Below are 17,813 nucleotides of genomic sequence, written 5' to 3' on the forward strand. Positions count from 1 at the left end.
ATAAATATCCTGTATAAAAATTTTTGTTTGCCTACGATAGGCGGGAATAGCTTTGAAACGTTGACTTTAACTTGGATACTTCAGGATGAGTTATTACGAATAAAACACGAAAAGTAGAAATCAAATTTAGGCACTCTTTCTAGCTGCTGGTCATATTATGAGCAAACCTTTCAGAAGTCCAGCCTTTATTTTTTTATTTTTATTCACCACAAATACATGCTCGATTTCTTATTCAAAATCTTAAGTTCAAAGCTTTCCACAAATGCCGTCTGAGCTAAGCCATAGCACACATGAAGAGGGATTAAATGTTCCTCTCGCGGATGACAAAATCGCGCTCCCGGCGCATCTTGCCAACGAATAAACGCTTCTGCTCGCTCGTCTTCCTGACACTCCCGATCACCACAAATTTCTAGTAACCATTCTTCAAACTCATGATTCAGCCTTCGAATCTCAGCGCTTTCTGGCTGGAAAAACGCTTTCATGTTGTGGAAAGAAAACCCTGAACCAATGACCAGCACATTTTCATCGCTGAGTGATTGAAGCGCTCGACCAATCGCAATGTGCTCAGCAGGGTCCAAGGTGTTGACCAAAGACAACTGTACACACGGAATATCAGCCTCTGGATACATAATTTTCATCGGCACAAATAAGCCATGATCAAAGCCACGTTCTTCATCAAGCTGCGAATCAATACCGGCTTTACCTAATAGAGCATGGACTTTATGAGCCAATTCAGGCTCCCCCGCACAAGGGTATTTGATGTCGTAGGACTCTTCCGGGAAACCGTAATAGTCATAAATCAACGAAGGGTTGGCAGCTGAAGTAATCGTCGCCCGATCCTCTTCCCAGTGAGCGCTAACAACCAATATTGCTTTTGGCTTGGCAATCCTTAACGCAATCTTTTTCAGACAGTCAATCATCTCCTGATGACCGACATCGCCAAGCAATGGCATTGGGCCGCCACCATGCGAAAGAAATAATGCTTTATAGCTGTTTGTCATGAGCTGATACCAAAAGAAAACAAATACACCTGTTATATACCTTAGGCTATCAGTCGAATATTGGGTTGATTGGTTCGCTACAACACCCCGTCACTCAAGCTACTGAAATCGTTCTTTTAGCCCCGAAGGAATGGCAGGCAGATCCATCAATTCCTCTTGCAGATACAAACGGTCAAGGTACTGGCTGCGCTCTTCTGTCATTTTGCTTAGACACACCATCTCATCCGTATTTCTGGATGTACCACCACTCCACACGCGGTAGTAAGCATTGCAATTGCTGTCTCGAAACTTCAACCATGCGCGTTGACTCTGAATCAGCCCTTCCTTGATATACTCTTTTTCCACCCTATAACCATCAAAACCACCCGAGTTTATCTTGCTCATAATGGCTTTATAGGTCTGATTAAGCTTGGTATCGGTAGCCTCGTAAAGCAAAAGATATCGACACTCAGGCGGCATATCCGCACACGGATCAGTTTCCTCAGCAACAGAACCAAAGGAGAAAAAGCATAAGAACAATAAAAGAATAATTCGCAACTTAGGTAACGTCCTAATATTTAAACCCAACACGCTACCCATTCTCCTTATCATATTGCTGGCGAGCGCTGCGAATATCCTTATGGTGCTCATCCGCCCATGAAACCAAGCCCCAAGCAGCTTTGGCTAGGCCTCGCCCTAAGTCGGTTAACTCATACTCAACCTTAACTGGAACCTGTGGATAAACCGTGCGATCCACATAGCCATCGCGTTCCATGTCTCTCAAGGTTTGGGTCAACATGCGTTGCGAAATACCCTCAATTCGTGTTTTCAACGAATTAAAGCGATCTGGCCCATCGAGCAAACTGAACAATATTAAGATCGACCACTTATCACCGATTTGAGCCACCACATTACGAATCGGGCACTCTTCGTTCTTTAAGAAAATTCTTTTTCCGTTCTTAGTTTCTGTCGCCATCGACTTGCCATCCTACTCGTTATCAAAAAGTAACCAAGGCAGCAAAAACTGCCATATAGCAATGCTATATCCAGTTTTCAATCTTAGTATATTTTAGTAACCCAAGCTATGACCCACATAATCATGGATAGTGCCATTGAGAAATCTAAACAATGGATCGAAACAGACTGAAAAGATCACAAGAAGAATAAGAAAGAGGAAATGACAAATCAGGCTCTCAAGAAATAAGAGCCGTGGTTAGATCTTTGCGTACATGACATCAGATCTAAGGACATACTTTGTACCTTGCAAGAGCGGCGTACCTTGATGACGAAGCTTATGAGGAAAGATTAAAAGCATGCCTGTTTTAGGTGTGACACTTAAACCTTCGAACTCAGTTTCACCGCCTTCATAGTCATCATTAAGGTAAAACAAAACCGTCAGTTTGCTGACTTCAAAGTAATCTCTTTTGAACGAGCCATCTACGTGCCACTTAAAAAATTGCTGACCGGAATATCGATAAAACCTGAATTTTTCATTAAGCCCACTCGGTTTCCACAAATCTATTTCAGCTGGTAACAGCGATTTAAGTTTCTCAAACAGGCTTTTTGCTAAATCGTAATCATCAAAAAGAATTCGCTCGTTGTTACGAATCGTTTTAATATCTTGTTCACCGAAACTGGTGTTGATTTTAGCCTCTTGGTAGCCCTTTTCTTCACTCTCTCGAATCAGCTGATTACATTCTTCAACCGTTAAAAAATTTTCAACAGAAAAAATACCGTTCCCTAAATCTAACGTCTGAAAATCCATTAAATAATCCCTGTATTTCCAACTCCCTAAGAAAATTTAAGCCACCGTCAACAAAATTGGCTTTCCTTTGGTAATCACCATCGTATGTTCAAACTGTGCCGATAAGTTGCCTTCCTGCCCAAGCAAGGTCCAGCCATCTTTCCCTTCTGATACAAAACTGCTTTTCGTCGATAGGAAAGGTTCGATGGTGATGACTAAACCTTCGTGCAGACGTCTTTTATCACGAGGCTCATAGTAGCCATAGATTTCAGTCGGTTCTTCGTGCAACCCTCGCCCAACACCATGGCTACAAAGGTTTTTAATGATTCGAAATCCTGTCTGTTCTGCTACGTTCTGAATGGACTTACCAATAAGGTTCAGAGGATTCCCGGCTTTAGCACTGACACACGCATTGCTTAACGCACGTTGTGTTGAAGCAATCAGCCGATCTTTAAGTTCATTACTCGGTGGCACCACAAAGGTTCCGCCGGTATCGCCAAAGTACCCGTCTTTTTCAGCGGACACATCAATATTCACGATATCACCGGGCTGAATTACTCGACTACCAGGAATGCCATGTGCCGCTTCTTCATTAATGCTGATACAGGTATAACCGGGAAAATCGTAAGTCACTTTGGGTGCTGAGTTCGCCCCATAACTTTCCAACAGTTTCTTGCCAATCTGGTCGAGTTCCCAAGTGGTCATTCCTGGCTCGGTAGACTGCATCATTTTCTTTAAGGTTGCTGCCACGATTCTTCCGATGGCTTTGAGCTTTAGTAAATCTTCTTCTGTTTCAATGGTCATCGCAGGCACCAAAATTAAGAGTTGCAGGGCATCATCTATTACTTATTAACTACTAATGCCCTGCGCTATAAGAGACTTTGCTTGAAAGAATAGCAAGAATGTAAGCAAGAAAGCTCACATCAGATGTGAATAATAGTGTGTATTCTAAAACACGTTATTCAAGTTCGAGGCTTACCATATTGGTTACAAATGGCTCAATCGTAAATTCGCCAGTCACAAAACGGTTTTGACCTGAATCCCAGTTATGGGCTTTGATATAGTAAGTTCCCGCCGCCAAAGTCAGCTCAGGATAATTCACGTCGTTAAAGGTAATAGGATCGTCTTTCAACCAACCTTCGGGTGTCACTTCAAACAGATGGCCACCGCAACGTAAGTTACCAATTCTAGGGTGGGTACAAGAATCCAATACTAATCGAGTCTGTTTTTTCGGGTTCGCTTCCGTTCTTACAATCGTAATTGCACCGTAATCTTTTCGGGTTTTCTTAGCCGTTTGCGTCGTAATACTCTCAGTTTCTACTGAGTAATTTCTTGAATTTGAACCCGTTGGTATCATCGAGCCACTGCCGCCCGCTGAATTCATCACACCATCAATTGCCCCAGAAACGGCATCCGTTGCAATCTTATTTAAGTCCGTCGTTGAACACCCTTGCATTAGTGCTACTGCAGAGATTATTAGTCCTAACTTTCTCATTATTCCCACTCCATTGTGTGCTGCTAACTGAGCTACTTGTCATTTTCGAGTCTTTTTAGCACATAAGACGTAAATCGACCATACTTTTGCCACCTTATTAGAAGAAACCAATGCCATCCTTCCTATGGAGAGGTTACTAACGCTTTTATGGAAAAGTAATCTATCTAGTCAGTATTTATACACAAAGAAAGGATCATTAATTTCGACCTGTTCAAACTTCAGGAACCTCTGGATAAGTTCCTATAGAAACAAATTTTGTTCTAATTCGAGAAGCCGTTTCTTCAATGGCAGACCACCGCCATACCCTACAAGTTCTCCATTCCGTCCAATAATGCGGTGACACGGAATAATGATCGCCAAGGCATTTGCACCGTTAGCTGTTCCAACGGCTCTTACCGCACCTTCATTTCCAATGGTGACAGCCAAGTCCATATAGCTTGCCGTTTCGCCGTATTTTACCTGCTCCAATGCCTGCCAAACCGATTTTTGAAAATCGGTACCGACCAGCAATAATGGCAGATCAAATTCACTGCGTTCGCCCAGGAAATACTCTTCGAGTTGGGTTTTAGTGCGCTCTAAGACCTCGTCGTTTCGTTCTACAAAAGAGGCATTAAGTCCACGACAAATACGATTATCAACAGACGTCCTCATTTTCCGATAACGAAAATCACACAGGCACAGCTGGCCTTCATACGAGCCAAGCACAAACTCTGCGTAAGGATGTTTAAAGTACTGAATATTAATTTGATTCATTCTAAGAAAGTAAATACAAAAGGTTTTATTTAGAAGGTTTAGGCGTCATGCCACTTAACAAAATAACACTGAACGCAATCATAGAAAGATTCGTCGTCACCGGGTTAAAAGCTTCTATCAGAATTTGCGGCTGCAGTAATGCAACAAACAACAGCAAACCAACCAGCCCAGCGATGTTGAAAATCACCAGCGGTCTTGACGTATAGAACACAAACAACAGAAGACCAAAGATCACCTCTCCCACTCCTGCCGTCTTTGTAATCCAATAAGAAATCTCTTCTGAAAAGCCAAAGCTTGCCGTCATCAACTGCTCCATCGGAGCAACATGAATCAACTTGGGAAAGATTCCATGGTAGATCCAGCCGAAGCTAACCATAAAACGCGCAATTTGAACTGAAGACAACATAAACATCCCTGTCACGATCAACCCAATAAGTAATTACTCATGCGTTGATCGTTTGTAATTCAAAACATTAATTCTGAGCAGATCTGTACAAGGTCAACTCAGAAAGCAGCCATTCAGAGCTCTCAATTTCCGGCGCAGTATCGCACTTAACCTTGTACTTTTTGCCAGAGAAACTGCTTTTAGTGGCAGAGTATTTAATAAAGTCTTCTGCGGTATCCACCAAGCCTTTATCTAACACGTAATCGTATTTTTTCTTGATGTGCTTCGCGGCATCACTGGCCTCATGCCATGTGCCGTTACGCATAAATTTACAAGACGACGCAGAAACAAACGACAACAGATGATTGATCTGCTTCTCAGCCTCGGGATTAAGATCCGAGGCATAGCCATGTAAAGGGAGTAAAAGGGTAAGAACAGAGAGTAGTTTTACGTGTTTCATATATAACCTAAAATGGCGCACATGCGTTCATAACAAGCTTAATACAGCTTCCTAAAGTTCCTATAAAAAATGAACCTGACTAACTTTTCAGTCATAGACAGGCGGATCAATATTATCAATAAACAAACTCACAACATCTTGTGAAGACGTCATGATTGTTCGTTCAGGTACACCCTGATTAATCCTCCACTCTACAACAAAGCTGGCTGCGGCATCAGAGAAGATACCTCTAAATGTACAGTTTGCTTGATACTGACAAACACCTGAAAAATATTTGATTGAACCGGGATGCTCTAATGGGCGATCTCCCCAAGCATTAAACATATTGGAAGTATCAAGTTGGTACGACAAACCATTCACTGTTGCTACTAACTTGCTTACATACGTTTCTGGAATATTCCCATCGACTCCCATAGGAGTCAGACCATTAATAAAACACACTCTTTTCGAGTTTGGGCAATATGAGATATTCCATTCACTGGAAATAAAGGCACTTTCGACAATCTTTATTGAAAGCCCCTCACCAAGAACGAACTGGTGTTCCTCTGCACTTAAAGAAGATGCGAATAGACACGTAATTATGAAGAGAGCTTTCATGAAGGCTAACTTTGATAGCTGAAACACACCTATTTCCAGTATGAGAATTATGTTGTTTTCGAAAAAAGCTTAGTGACCCCAAGCGTAGTCGCCGCTTGATACGTAACATTCGCTTGTTGCTGAGCATACACTGCATTAGCAGCAGCCATAGCAACAGCATTGCCAATGGTTTGATAAAGGCTGCCCATTGCCATCGCCGGAGCTTCCCCTAACACCTTTGTATTTGCTTGGGTGACAGAGTCAACTACCTTAGAATTCACTGTTTGAGGGGCTACTGCTTGAGAGTTGACAGAGGCAGCCGATGCAGTTGTGGCTGAAGAAGCATCTAAACACGCCATGGCATGTTTCGCGCCCTCCATGAAGGATAAAATATTGTTCGCCTGATGCTCGCCCAATTTGGAAAGCACTTCCGAATCGGAGATACCCATGGATTGCAGTTTTTCAATTTGATCTGGTCGCGCGTTTTGTTCGGATTCGTTTCTTTGAGGCATTTCGATGTTCATGGTCCACTCCTTGGTTTGATCCGTGATTTGATTTGTATTGCTTCGATTGATATTAAATCAGTCTAGCAAGCTCAGTTGATCACACGGCGACATCACACAGCCAAATAGCTCTTCATCCATTCAAGCATCACCTCAGCTGTAACACCACTAAACGGGATTTCCGTGAAACTGCCCTCAGGGTCTTTGTCCCGCCAAGCGAACTGGTAGCTGATGGAATCCGGCTTGTCGTCATGCAGTATCAGGATGATTCGCTTACCATTTTTCAGGCAATCAATGGTCATCACGTCCACTGGAATACCACTGTCGCGCATGTTCTGACTGACCCCCACAATAGGGTCAATGTCGGCGATTTCTTTCTGAAAACGTGTATGAGCTTCGGTGGCAATGTCACACAGTTCATGAAGGTATTTATGAGTCATAAGGTCCCGTTTTTGATCGCATCCGTTGATCACTCTTAGCAAACCTCACCAGAAGAATTACAAAGTGGTCATCGGAACTAAATAAACCCGAGCGAGATTACCAAGTCTGCTTATGTTTTGATACACCTAAAAAGATCACGAAAGGGAAGAGAACCGTTCATTTTAATCGCCTATGGATCAATCCACCTGACGAAGCACAAAGCTGACCGCTTCCGTGCGATTGCTCACGCCGAGCTTGGTGTATATGTTTTTTAAATGCCATTTTGTGGTGGAAAGCGCGATGCCTGATTGCTGACTAATCGACTCGTTGGTGATGCCGGATCGCAACAACTCAAAAATCTCAAACTCTTTTCCCGTTAAAAGATGCTTTAAAGAAACGTCGTGGGAAGACAGTCGCTGCGTCCCCAATAAGGAATCAAAAGTCTCACGAAACAAGCTCGGCAGTTTTATCTTATCCAGATCAATCCCAGCCTTAAAAACATCGGCCAACCCCGGGGCTTCATCAAACACACTGCGAGAAAAACACACCAAACCATAACGCTCTATGAGTTTAGTGAGTGAATGAATTGCCGATTCCACATGACCTTGGCGAAATGCAATCGAGATACAATTACTTCGTGCGATCAGCGCTCTGGACTTAATGCCGAGTAAATCAAGCGCATCCGCAAGCTCTTCCAGTAATTCGATGGCTTGTTTGTAACGAGTCTTCGCAATCAACCAATACACGGCAGCCAGCACTAAACGTTCACGCCTCTCTTCATAGTGACGTGACGATTGCACCTCCCCCTTCACCATGAATTCGGATAATCCATATCGCTCAAAGATCAAATCACACTCATTTTTTTTGGTATCCACCAATGCCTGACGAATTTTTTCCTGGATAACCTGACTGCAAAATCGTTGGTAATCACCCAGAGATAAAATTCGCTCTAGCTGTTCCAATAGTCGTCCGGCTTTTGCACCGTCACCTTCAATATGCATCAGCCTGGAGCTGTAGAGATAGGCCATGGCAACCGCTTCAGTGGCACATGAATGATTCACTAAGGGAACAAGCTCCGTGCCTAACTTCCACGCTTCATCCAGTTGGTTTTGTTCATAATCCACCACCATCATAGCCGTCGCCAAATTGATCCAGCGAGGCGTCTTTTTGCCATGTCTGATCGGATTAAACGCTTTAGACGTCTCTTGTACTGCTTCGATGCCCCGGCCTAAATTGCGATCGCAAAGAATAATAATGGGAGTCGCAAAGCTCTCGAAAAACTTGTGAGACATCCGTTGTAAACTCGGCAGGACATCATTGGCCACTCTGAAGGCTTCATTCAACTGCCCGTGACACATCAATAAATACGCATCCAGCAACTTATTAAACGCATCAACAACTACAGGGGTACTGGCTTGCCGTTTGGTTTTACGAAGGGTGTATTTTTCAACTTCAGAATCGTTTTGAAAGACCGCAAGAATGCGCTCAAAGAATCGGCAATAAGAGGTTAATTCCGTGTTGGAATCACAGCGTGCGATGTCCTTTAAGATCTCAAGATAATAAGCCGCTTGATTAAAACAGCGTGTAAAACTCAGAGCGTATAATTTATACAACAACAGCGAGGTATGGATATTCAAGAGTTCATCGGATACATCATTTAACGAGCGAACGATGGGCTCCAAGTCGCCTTCTTTAAACCAGTCGGAACAGACTTGGGTAAGAATCTGTAAATAGTAGTTCTGATCAGCGGACAACCGGGCGTGATAAATGGCTTCTGTCTTATCGCCAATGCTCAGATAAAATTCAGAGGCTTTAAGATGCAGTTGCTGAATGTATTCGATGCCGTTTTCCTGCTCCAAAATTTTCAACAAGAACTCTCTGAGCAACGGGTGATAGCGATACCAACCTTGTCGATTAGGGTCAGCCCCAAGAAACAAATCCTGCATCCGCACTTCTTCCAGCTTGGCACTGCCATAATCCAAACCAAATGCGTTTTCACATAACTCCCGATTGAACGACTGACACACCGAGGTCAATAATACAAACGTCTTCAAACCCGGGCTTAATCGGTGAATCACTTCATGGCCTAAGTAATCCAATAGCTCGGATCGACTTCCGTTAAACACCGTCATTGGCGTACCGTTGGATTTATCCAGAGCCAGCAACGCTAACTTAGTCCCCACAAACCAACCTTCAGTTTGTTGCAACACAGCCACCACCTGGGACGCATCCAACTGCGGGGCACCAATGGCCTTATTCAATCGTTCGAGATCATCCTCAGACAACTTGAAGTCATTACTGTCAATCACCAGGGCAATGCCATCCGTCTTCATTCGGGTTAACGACAATGCAGGATAATATCGGGATGAAATAACCACGGTAACGTGAGACGGGAGCGCATAAATCAGCTTCTCCAACGTGTGCTGTACCTGACCAGAACTCAAGTTATGAAAGTCATCGAAGACAATGACCAACGGAAAATCTAACTGAGTAAGCGCCTGACGAAAGACGTCGATCAGTAGCTCTGTTTCAACCTCCCGATCGTCTTTGAAGAGATTAAAGTAAGGTTCATCCCACAGCGGAGCAATGCGCTTAATCGCTTTAAACAGTTGAGCAAATAAACAGCTACCGCTTTTGTCATCGTGGCGCTCTGAAATATCAAACATAAGCACCTGAGTAGACGGAGATACCTTAGCTAAATGGTTGGAGAACTGTTCTAACAGAATACTCTTCCCTGACCCTGCTGGCGCAATGGACAAGATCAAAGAGTACTCACACCCCCTGTACAATAAATCAATAAGATTTTGTCGGACTATGTAGTTGCTCATCATTATTATTCTTATTTTTTAAAGCGACATTTGTGTACGTCATTTCCAGCGCACACTTGTTACTCAAAATATTGGGCCAGAGATTCACTGTCTACTATTTAAACAATCAAGCAAATATGAAACACCTCTCAAGATGAGCAAAAAACAGCCTCAAATCTAATGATATTTCCTTATTTTCAGATACAAAATCCCGCCCTGTTTCAGCCACCTTTTAACAATACCCAACCATCGCCTAAGTTCATCCCCCTTCTTTAGGACGGGTGTAAATAAAACAAACGTAGACAGTAAGATTTTCTCGCAGCTTCTCTGACCCCAGAAGTAAAAAGAACCTCTGTATCTTTTAACAAACGTCAGACCAAAGTGCGCTGCACAGCCATACGCGCTGTAAAAACACTCGTTAGAAGCTCGAAGTGCGAAAAGAAGAACAAAAAACGTGCAGTACAAAACACAATAAAAATAAAATTAATGGAGATCGAATATCATGAACTCGGTATGGGTGACCTGGCCATCGTTGGTCAAGTTCGGAACGCTGGGTGTCGCTGCGGCTGCGCTCACATTAAGTCTGGAACGAACCGAACTGCTTAAAAACAACATGTTTGCCACAGAAAATCTGGATGAGATTAATGACCAAATCGTCTGTGACGATCGAAGCCAAACGGCTCGAACAGAAGATGGGACATGTAACATTTTAGAAAATCCGGCAGAAGGCTCTGTACATCGACGCTTTGGTCGTAATGTTGAACTTGAAGCCGCATGGGGAGAAACCGAAGCGGATACCCTTCTGACCCCGAATCCCCGTGAAGTAAGTAATTCACTGATGGCGCGAGACAACTTCAAACCCGCCACCAGCATCAACTTCATTGCAGCGGCCTGGATTCAATTCATGGTGCACGACTGGGTAAGCCACGGCCCTAACACCAGTGACGACCCGATTTTAGTCAACCTACCGGATAACGACCCTCTCGGTAGTGGCGTTATGTCCATCCAAAGAACCGCTCCGGACACAGACCGTTCAACCGATGACGACATCAACCTTCCTCCGACCCACAGAAACGTCAACACCCACTGGTGGGATGGCTCTCAACTTTACGGCAGCAACAAAGAAACCAGCGATAAGGTTCGATCCTTTGTAGACGGTAAGTTAAAAGTAGAGTCCGATGGCACCTTGCCAACAGAATTCTGGAGTGGTGTTCCTGTCACCGGTTTCAATGACAACTGGTGGTTAGGGTTGAGCATGATGCACCAGCTCTTTACGTTAGAACATAACGCCATTGCCGACACACTTAAGCAATCCTACCCGAATGCAACGGACCAATGGCTCTATGATAAAGCGCGCTTGGTGAATTCTGCGTTGATGGCAAAAATTCATACCGTCGAATGGACGCCTGCACTGCTTCAAAACCCGGTGTTAGAGCTCTCCATGGAATCAAACTGGTGGGGCATCAGCAGAAACGCAGAAACTCGTGATCTCATACAAAAAGTCACGGATGATCTGAAAGGGCCGAATTCCTGGATCATCAACGCCATTGCCTTGTTTGATCCGGAAAAAGCCGCAGCACTCAGCACGCCAGGTGCAGTAGATCACGCCTTAGGCGGCCTGGTCGGTCAGTCCAAACCTAACAACTACGGTGTACCTTATACCCTGACCGAGGAATTCGTCGCTGTTTACAGAATGCACCCTCTTCTGCGTGATGAAGTCGACGTTTACGACATTGGCTCCAATATCGTATCCAACCGTATTCCGTTACAAGATACGCGCGACGGAGATGCAGAAGACATTCTTGATAGCGAAGGCGGCGACCGACTCTGGTACTCATTCGGCATTACTCACCCGGGGTCATTAACGCTGAATAACTACCCAGAATTCTTGCGTAATCTTTCAATGCCGTTAATCGGCGACATCGATCTCGCAACAATTGATATCATTCGTGATCGTGAACGTGGCGTGCCGCGTTATAACGAGTTCCGCCGTCAGATTGGCTTAACCCCGATTAATGAGTTCGAAGATCTGACCACCGACCCTACAACACTGGCCGAACTTAAACGCATCTACAACAACGACATCGAACAAATCGATGCCTTGGTTGGTCAACTTGCTGAAACCATCCGCCCAGACGGCTTTGCTTTTGGTGAAACCGCTTTCCAAATCTTCATTCTTAACGCGTCTCGTCGTCTGATGACCGACCGCTTCTACACCGAAAGTTATACCCCGGAAGTCTACACCCAAGAAGGTATCGACTGGGTGGAAGGTTACACCATGGTGGACGTACTGAAGCGTCACTTCCCTGAGCTGTCCTTGAGCTTAACCGGCGTTGATAATGCCTTTAAACCTTGGGATCTTAAAATCCCTGAAGACTATAAGAGCTGGGCAGCTTGTGACAAAGAATCACTGCTTTGGACCAATGGCGCAATGAGAACCGAATACGATCAAAGCGAGCGTCCAGAGCTAACGGAAGTGGATATCGGCGGACTGATCAACTCCGTTCTCTGGGAAAAAGTAAATCGTAAAGACGATGTTGCACCACTCGGATATGAAAAGCCGATCCATGCACATGGCACTATGGCCACCGTTGAATTTGAAGCCACAGCGAATCACCCCTACACCGGTGTATTCAAAGGCGCCGACTGTGGCTTGCTGCGTTTGTCCGTAACGGGTGATCCAAATGACAGAGGGTTTGCGCCTGGGCTTGCCTGGAAAGTGTTTGTCGATGGCAAAAACTCACGCAATGTCTCAGCCCTTTATACCTTATCAGGGCAAGGTGATAACCATAATTTCTTTGCCAATGAGCTATCCAACTACGTAGATAAAGAAATCAATGAAACCCTGGGTACAACTGCACTTTTCTCTTTGGTGTCAACCAAACCGACAACCTTAGCGGTGAGTAAGATGGCCAAAGTACAAGTGGACGGAACCAAGGAATCGAATGTTGTTTCGCCAACTCAAATTTACTTTGCGCCTCGCCCTGAAGTTCAAGGTCTGTTTGACAGCGCATCGCATGACTTCCGAGATGATCTGGAAAGCCTGCCAGAAGGCACACCGGTTTATGACGTCTATGCGACCTCTCAAGCCATCAAGACTTCTATCATTCCGTACTTCCACAATAAGTACGCGAACGAACGCAGAAACAGCGCGGTGAAAGTCGGCACCATTAAAACCACCTCTAAATTCAACAGCTCATCTTTTGGTGATGGCGGTGTTTTCTTCAGGCACCAACGTGTTGAAGATCAGTAATGCGTTGAAGATCAATAACGCGTTGAAGATTAATAGAACTCAAAAGCGCTTTTGAGGAGTAAACGCGTAAGCGCAATAAAGGCCCTAAACCCTTGCAGTTAGTTGCAAGAGTTCAGGGCCTTTTTCACTTATTTGGATGCGTTCGAAGCGCTTTCTAAGGACACAAATTTCTTAGCCAATAACGCTCTTAATGAGATAAACCCTGGCCCATGAAGAATCAACTGCGCCAGCAAAATCCCCCAAATAACGTGCAGATAAAGTGCCGCCGTTGCCATTTCTTCAAGACTGATCACAGCAACAATATTGAGAATGAATAAAGCAATGGCAGCGATGCGTGTTCCCATACCTGCAACCAATAGCAATGGAAACAGTAACTCAGAAAATGTCGCCAAGTATGCGGCCAGCTCAAACGGCAATAATGGCACCGCATACTCATATTCGAACAAAACGAGTGTGGTTTCCCAGTCAGTAATTTTTGTTAGCCCAGCACTGAAAAATACCTGGGCCAAGTACAAACGAATCATCAGTGATAACAAGGGATACGCCCGAGTTGCCAGTTCTGCGATTTGATCATGAACTCGAATGGATTGAACAACTAACGCTTTCATAAATAATGTCCTCATAGAGCGGTTAAATGGGGTTCTTGGTAATAAAGCCGGGTAATGAGCTGCTCCCGAATGGCCTTGGAAAGCCAAGTCGCAAAATCGAACTCAGGCTGATGGTCTAAAAGCTCACTGACACTTAAGCCTTTTTGAATGTTTTCGAGCCACGTAAATTCATCGTCTTCAATAGGCATCAAGGCCGGTTCTGGTAAGGAATGGATCACGAGACTCGGGCGATTGCTAAACACATTGAGCTGTTGCTGGAATACCTCAGGATCAAAACGCAGTTCGCCTTCGATAGGTTGATGGGCATACCAAATAGCCGCTACAGGGTGTGGGCTACTCATCACAAACACAGGTTCCGCCAACGTCAAATACACCGATTCAAGCGGTTGGTTCGATAGGTGAATCAAAGAGTCCGATTCAAAGTCCACAAGGTGATTTCGAGCACTGCAATGCACTGACCATTCAAGCTTGGCCATATCGCTGAGATACGGGTGTTCCTCAATTAATTCTGATGAGCGAATCACCTGATGAAGATCGCTTCCCCAATCGGCCCAATCTCCAGTATTTGGTGGCGTCATGTGTAAAAGTCGTCTTGCCAATTCGACCATCGCCTGTGACCCGACCATCGCGTCTAATACAGGGAAACTGATCGACAAGGCTTTCGTCGCCGTCATCACCAGATTATTTCGATAAATGGCTAAGCCCTTGGTATTGAAGGCGTCGGCCTGATTGGACGTCTTCTTAAAGGCAAAAATGGAAGACACCAGTTCGGCCTGGCGCTTCGCCAAAGTAGATTCAGGATGACTAGGCATCGTCTTCCTCCTTTGGCAGAGAGCTATTGATAAACCGAGAAGCTTTATGCGCTTGACCAACAAGAACCTGCCACTCGGGAAGATTGTTATCCCACTCGACAAGCGTGGTGATCGGCCCTAGCAGTTCAAGAGCGTACTGATACAAAGACCAACCTTCGTCACTCACCGCCTGACTGTGATCATCAATAATGAGTTCTCCACTAGGAACAGGCGAATACCCCGCCAAGTGGATTTCACCGATGGCCGCCAAAGGCAACTTATTAAGCCACTGTTTGGCGAATTCCAAGGCTGATCCTTCTTGAAAGTTATGTGCATTCACCAAAATGTTATTTAAATCCACCAGCAGCCCACACTGACTGCGCTCCACCACCTTCGTCAGGAACTCAACTTCACTCATGCGACTGGTATCGTACGAGACATAGGCCGATAGGTTTTCAACCAATATTCGACGACCTAACAACTGCTGAACTTGATCGATGTTTTCTACCATCACATCCAAGCTCTCCTCGGTGAACTCCAGGGGCAGTAAATCACCTGCATGAACAGGTCGGTTCTGATATTCACTCCAACTAAAGCTGGCATGATCCGATACCAGAATCGGGTTAATACGTTGAATTAATGCATCTAACTTTTGAAGATAATCCTGATTTATACCACTTGCCGATCCAAGCCCCATGGAGGTTGAGTGCAAACTGATCGGGTATTTGTCAGCGATTGCTTCCAATAATTGCAAAGAGGCACTACCACGCGAAAAGAAATTTTCCGCATGGATTTCAACAAAATCGATCTGTGATGGCCCGCTTAGCGCATCCTTGTAATGCGAATGTCTAAGACCGACACCCACAGATGCCGAACGATCATTGTTATCAACAGAACGCGAACTTAAGCGGGTCATACCGTTTCTCCTATCAGGAGTTTTGTGTTTCTTGATAGTATTTCTTGGCTTCTTTCTTCAACATGCCACCCAAATCGTGACACGTTCCTTTGGCAACCAATTTCCACTCACCAGGGTCGTTATCAACCTTCGATTGACCTGCACATGAATGCGTGCCAGCCAAATTACTACAGTCATTTTGTCCAGCAGCAGAAATGCCATAACACTTTTCTTTCCCTGCCGCATGAGCAGGGGCAGAGATGCTTGAGATAGTGGTAATTGCCATTGCAAATGCAGCGGTAGCAACCATACTTTTTGAGTTCATAAATCACCTCATTTCTGTGTAGCTTCTTGAACCTGAAGATCCAGCCACTTCGCCATCTCGGGTAAGCTGACTGCACCAGATCTCCGTGCGGTTTCAACGTCTTTATCTAGAAAGACAAAGGTCGGCACCGCTCGAATTTTGTAGCCTTGAGTCAAATGGGGGTACTCATCGGCATCCACGGGTAAGATGCTTATCCTGTCGGCAAAGTGTTTTTTTAACGCTTCCACTACAGGTTTCATTTGTTGACAAGGAGCACACCAGCTCGTGCTAAAGCACAATAAACTGAACTGATGTACTACTTCCCCAGACAAAGACTCAGGCATAACGGACTTTGTCGCCTGAACCATTAGTCCTCCGCATTAGTCTCAGCTACGGATAGATCTTCAATTCCTGACCAAGTGCGATTTGCCGTTTTAAGATAACCAGGAATATCGGTTACCCATTTTTTCTGAACGTCTTTATTCAGGTTGAGATAGAGTTTGTCTTTGTAGATGTAAAAAGCGTTTGGATCGATGTCCAGTTTCTTATCCAAAGCAACGCCCATTGCACAATAGCCACCAAACTGAGGGGCATAATGGCTTGGGTCACTGCTGAACAGATCGCGATTCTTTTTACTGGCGAAGCGGTAAATGGCACCGTCATGAATTGCAGTAAACTTTGCAGAGCCTTCTACCGCTTTGCTGTTAGTAAAATAAGCAACAGGGTCGTATCCGTGGATGGCAACATCGTTATCACCAATATTGACCGACGATGCGAAGCTCAAACTGCTAATCACTAATGCACTTGCAGCGGTTAAAAATTTAAGAGTTTTTGCGATTTTCATGCTATGTCCTTAATAAAAGTTTGGTTACTCTTTATTCGGGCGTATTGGCTGTTCGCCTCACCCATGAGACATAGATTACTGACGTGAATTTTTTAAAATGGACTAGGCGTCCAAAATAAAGCACCGATCGTCCAAAGGAGGCGACATGGATACCTTGAGTGATCTTTTGCAAGGCGTAGATGTTCGAGCTGAGGTCTTTTTCAGCGGTAATCTTTGTGGATTACAAAGCTTTGAAGAGGAAGGCGTTGGTCATCTTCACTTTCTTAAATCTGGTCAAATTACGGTTAAAACAGAAGATGGTCACGAGTTAACCATCAACCAATCAAGTGTTCTGTTTTTCCCCAAAGCGATGAGGCATTCGATCAATGTCGATGCTCAGTCGGGTGCTGAGCTGGTCTGTGCATCTATCCATTTCCCAGCCAAACAAATAGACTTCCTGCGCCAAGCACTGCCCAAGTTTATCTACATCGACATAGAAAGCGGTGGCAGCATCAACACCACAACCCAATCAATCTTTGATGAAGCCTTTAAAAAACAGCCCGGTTACCAATTATTGATTGATCGCCAGTGTGATGTATTTATGGTTCAACTGTTGCGTCATGTGGTAGACATAGGCATTGTCAGTTTCGGTATGATCGCCGGAAGCACGCACCCTAGATTGATGCCGTTAATGGAGATGCTAAAAAAACAACCGGAATACGAATGGACGGTGGAAGAAATGGCAGAAACCGTTGCTATGTCCCGCTCTAAATTCTCGGCACTATTTAAAGAGACGGTTGGCCAAGCGCCTTTGGATTATTTGACGGACCTTCGTATGGCTCTTGCCAAAGGGCTTTTGAAAAACAACAAACCGGTCGGTTTAGTCGCCAACAGTGTCGGCTATGAAAATGCATCCACACTGTCCAGAGTATTTAAGCGACGCTTTGGGGTTACACCAAAGCAGTGGATAAAAAACTACCTCAACCAATAAACCTACTTACGATCAACATGCACTC

At 44.6% G+C, this 17,813-nt stretch carries 21 protein-coding genes; 2 read left to right on the forward strand and 19 right to left on the reverse strand.

Annotation, left to right across the window (positions count from 1 at the left end; all coding sequences use genetic code 11):
- Window positions 1-203: 203 nt before the first annotated feature.
- The 13 genes from ACFOEK_RS06775 to ACFOEK_RS06835 all read right to left on the reverse strand — a co-directional run bounded on the left by ACFOEK_RS06775 (window position 204) and on the right by ACFOEK_RS06835 (window position 9,982).
- Complete coding sequence (locus tag ACFOEK_RS06775) at window positions 204-1,001, reverse strand: DODA-type extradiol aromatic ring-opening family dioxygenase (protein WP_386718043.1); 798 nt, start codon at window positions 999-1,001, stop codon at window positions 204-206.
- 99 nt (window positions 1,002-1,100) lie between these two features.
- Window positions 1,101-1,571 carry a lysozyme inhibitor LprI family protein gene (locus ACFOEK_RS06780; protein ID WP_386718046.1) on the reverse strand — a complete coding sequence of 157 codons (471 nt, stop codon included), beginning with the start codon at window positions 1,569-1,571 and terminating at the stop codon, window positions 1,101-1,103.
- 1 nt (window position 1,572) lies between these two features.
- Window positions 1,573-1,956, reverse strand: a complete 384-nt coding sequence (locus ACFOEK_RS06785; protein WP_386718049.1) for a winged helix-turn-helix transcriptional regulator — start codon at window positions 1,954-1,956, stop codon at window positions 1,573-1,575.
- Window positions 1,957-2,193: 237 nt separating this feature from the next.
- Complete coding sequence (locus ACFOEK_RS06790; protein WP_386718052.1) at window positions 2,194-2,745, reverse strand: prolyl hydroxylase family protein; 552 nt, start codon at window positions 2,743-2,745, stop codon at window positions 2,194-2,196.
- A 36-nt stretch (window positions 2,746-2,781) separates the two neighbouring features.
- The gene (gene map, locus ACFOEK_RS06795; protein WP_386718055.1) at window positions 2,782-3,528 is read right to left on the reverse strand and encodes a type I methionyl aminopeptidase; all 747 of its coding nucleotides are present in this window, start codon (window positions 3,526-3,528) and stop codon (window positions 2,782-2,784) included.
- 154 nt (window positions 3,529-3,682) lie between these two features.
- Window positions 3,683-4,219, reverse strand: a complete 537-nt coding sequence (locus ACFOEK_RS06800; protein WP_386718058.1) for a hypothetical protein — start codon at window positions 4,217-4,219, stop codon at window positions 3,683-3,685.
- Between the two features lie 240 nt (window positions 4,220-4,459).
- The gene (locus tag ACFOEK_RS06805) at window positions 4,460-4,972 is read right to left on the reverse strand and encodes a methylated-DNA--[protein]-cysteine S-methyltransferase (RefSeq protein WP_386718061.1); all 513 of its coding nucleotides are present in this window, start codon (window positions 4,970-4,972) and stop codon (window positions 4,460-4,462) included.
- 25 nt (window positions 4,973-4,997) lie between these two features.
- Window positions 4,998-5,378: a DoxX-like family protein gene (locus ACFOEK_RS06810; RefSeq protein ID WP_386718064.1), complete on the reverse strand. Its 381-nt coding sequence runs from the start codon at window positions 5,376-5,378 to the stop codon at window positions 4,998-5,000.
- Between the two features lie 67 nt (window positions 5,379-5,445).
- Complete coding sequence (locus ACFOEK_RS06815; RefSeq protein WP_386718066.1) at window positions 5,446-5,817, reverse strand: DUF5329 family protein; 372 nt, start codon at window positions 5,815-5,817, stop codon at window positions 5,446-5,448.
- 87 nt (window positions 5,818-5,904) lie between these two features.
- Window positions 5,905-6,441, reverse strand: a complete 537-nt coding sequence (locus ACFOEK_RS06820; RefSeq protein WP_386718069.1) for a hypothetical protein — start codon at window positions 6,439-6,441, stop codon at window positions 5,905-5,907.
- Between the two features lie 20 nt (window positions 6,442-6,461).
- Window positions 6,462-6,917: a RebB family R body protein gene (locus ACFOEK_RS06825; RefSeq protein ID WP_386718072.1), complete on the reverse strand. Its 456-nt coding sequence runs from the start codon at window positions 6,915-6,917 to the stop codon at window positions 6,462-6,464.
- Window positions 6,918-7,009: 92 nt separating this feature from the next.
- Window positions 7,010-7,336 carry a hypothetical protein gene (locus ACFOEK_RS06830; protein ID WP_386718075.1) on the reverse strand — a complete coding sequence of 109 codons (327 nt, stop codon included), beginning with the start codon at window positions 7,334-7,336 and terminating at the stop codon, window positions 7,010-7,012.
- A gap of 177 nt (window positions 7,337-7,513) precedes the next feature.
- Window positions 7,514-9,982 (reverse strand): LuxR C-terminal-related transcriptional regulator, encoded by a 2,469-nt coding sequence (locus ACFOEK_RS06835; protein WP_386718078.1) that lies wholly within the window; start codon window positions 9,980-9,982, stop codon window positions 7,514-7,516.
- Window positions 9,983-10,625: 643 nt separating this feature from the next.
- Here ACFOEK_RS06835 and ACFOEK_RS06840 point away from each other — a divergent pair.
- A complete protein-coding gene (locus tag ACFOEK_RS06840; RefSeq protein ID WP_386718081.1) occupies window positions 10,626-13,376 on the forward strand; it encodes a peroxidase family protein in 2,751 nt (916 codons plus the stop codon).
- Between the two features lie 128 nt (window positions 13,377-13,504).
- On the opposite strand, the gene ACFOEK_RS06845 is transcribed toward ACFOEK_RS06840, so the two are convergent.
- The 6 genes from ACFOEK_RS06845 to ACFOEK_RS06870 are packed head-to-tail and all read right to left on the reverse strand — an operon-like array spanning window position 13,505 to window position 16,818.
- Entirely contained in the window at window positions 13,505-13,984 is a 480-nt protein-coding gene (locus ACFOEK_RS06845) for a DoxX family protein (RefSeq protein WP_386718084.1), read from the reverse strand.
- A gap of 11 nt (window positions 13,985-13,995) precedes the next feature.
- Window positions 13,996-14,796, reverse strand: a complete 801-nt coding sequence (locus ACFOEK_RS06850; protein ID WP_386718092.1) for an HvfC/BufC family peptide modification chaperone — start codon at window positions 14,794-14,796, stop codon at window positions 13,996-13,998.
- Window positions 14,789-15,691 (reverse strand): MNIO family bufferin maturase, encoded by a 903-nt coding sequence (gene bufB, locus ACFOEK_RS06855; protein ID WP_386718095.1) that lies wholly within the window; start codon window positions 15,689-15,691, stop codon window positions 14,789-14,791. Before bufB ends, ACFOEK_RS06850 begins: the two co-directional genes overlap by 8 nt.
- A gap of 13 nt (window positions 15,692-15,704) precedes the next feature.
- Window positions 15,705-15,995 carry a BufA1 family periplasmic bufferin-type metallophore gene (locus tag ACFOEK_RS06860; protein ID WP_386718098.1) on the reverse strand — a complete coding sequence of 97 codons (291 nt, stop codon included), beginning with the start codon at window positions 15,993-15,995 and terminating at the stop codon, window positions 15,705-15,707.
- Between the two features lie 8 nt (window positions 15,996-16,003).
- The gene (locus tag ACFOEK_RS06865; RefSeq protein WP_386718101.1) at window positions 16,004-16,342 is read right to left on the reverse strand and encodes a thioredoxin family protein; all 339 of its coding nucleotides are present in this window, start codon (window positions 16,340-16,342) and stop codon (window positions 16,004-16,006) included.
- Window positions 16,342-16,818, reverse strand: a complete 477-nt coding sequence (locus tag ACFOEK_RS06870) for a YHS domain-containing (seleno)protein (RefSeq protein ID WP_386718104.1) — start codon at window positions 16,816-16,818, stop codon at window positions 16,342-16,344. The genes ACFOEK_RS06865 and ACFOEK_RS06870 overlap by 1 nt, the downstream gene beginning before the upstream one ends.
- Window positions 16,819-16,963: 145 nt before the next feature.
- Between ACFOEK_RS06870 and ACFOEK_RS06875 the strand changes: the two genes are divergently transcribed.
- Complete coding sequence (locus ACFOEK_RS06875; protein ID WP_386718107.1) at window positions 16,964-17,788, forward strand: cupin domain-containing protein; 825 nt, start codon at window positions 16,964-16,966, stop codon at window positions 17,786-17,788.
- Window positions 17,789-17,813 lie beyond the last annotated feature (25 nt).

Origin of the sequence: Litoribrevibacter euphylliae (assembly GCF_042646085.1) — a bacterium.
GTDB classification, from domain to species: domain Bacteria; phylum Pseudomonadota; class Gammaproteobacteria; order Pseudomonadales; family Litoribrevibacteraceae; genus Litoribrevibacter; species Litoribrevibacter euphylliae.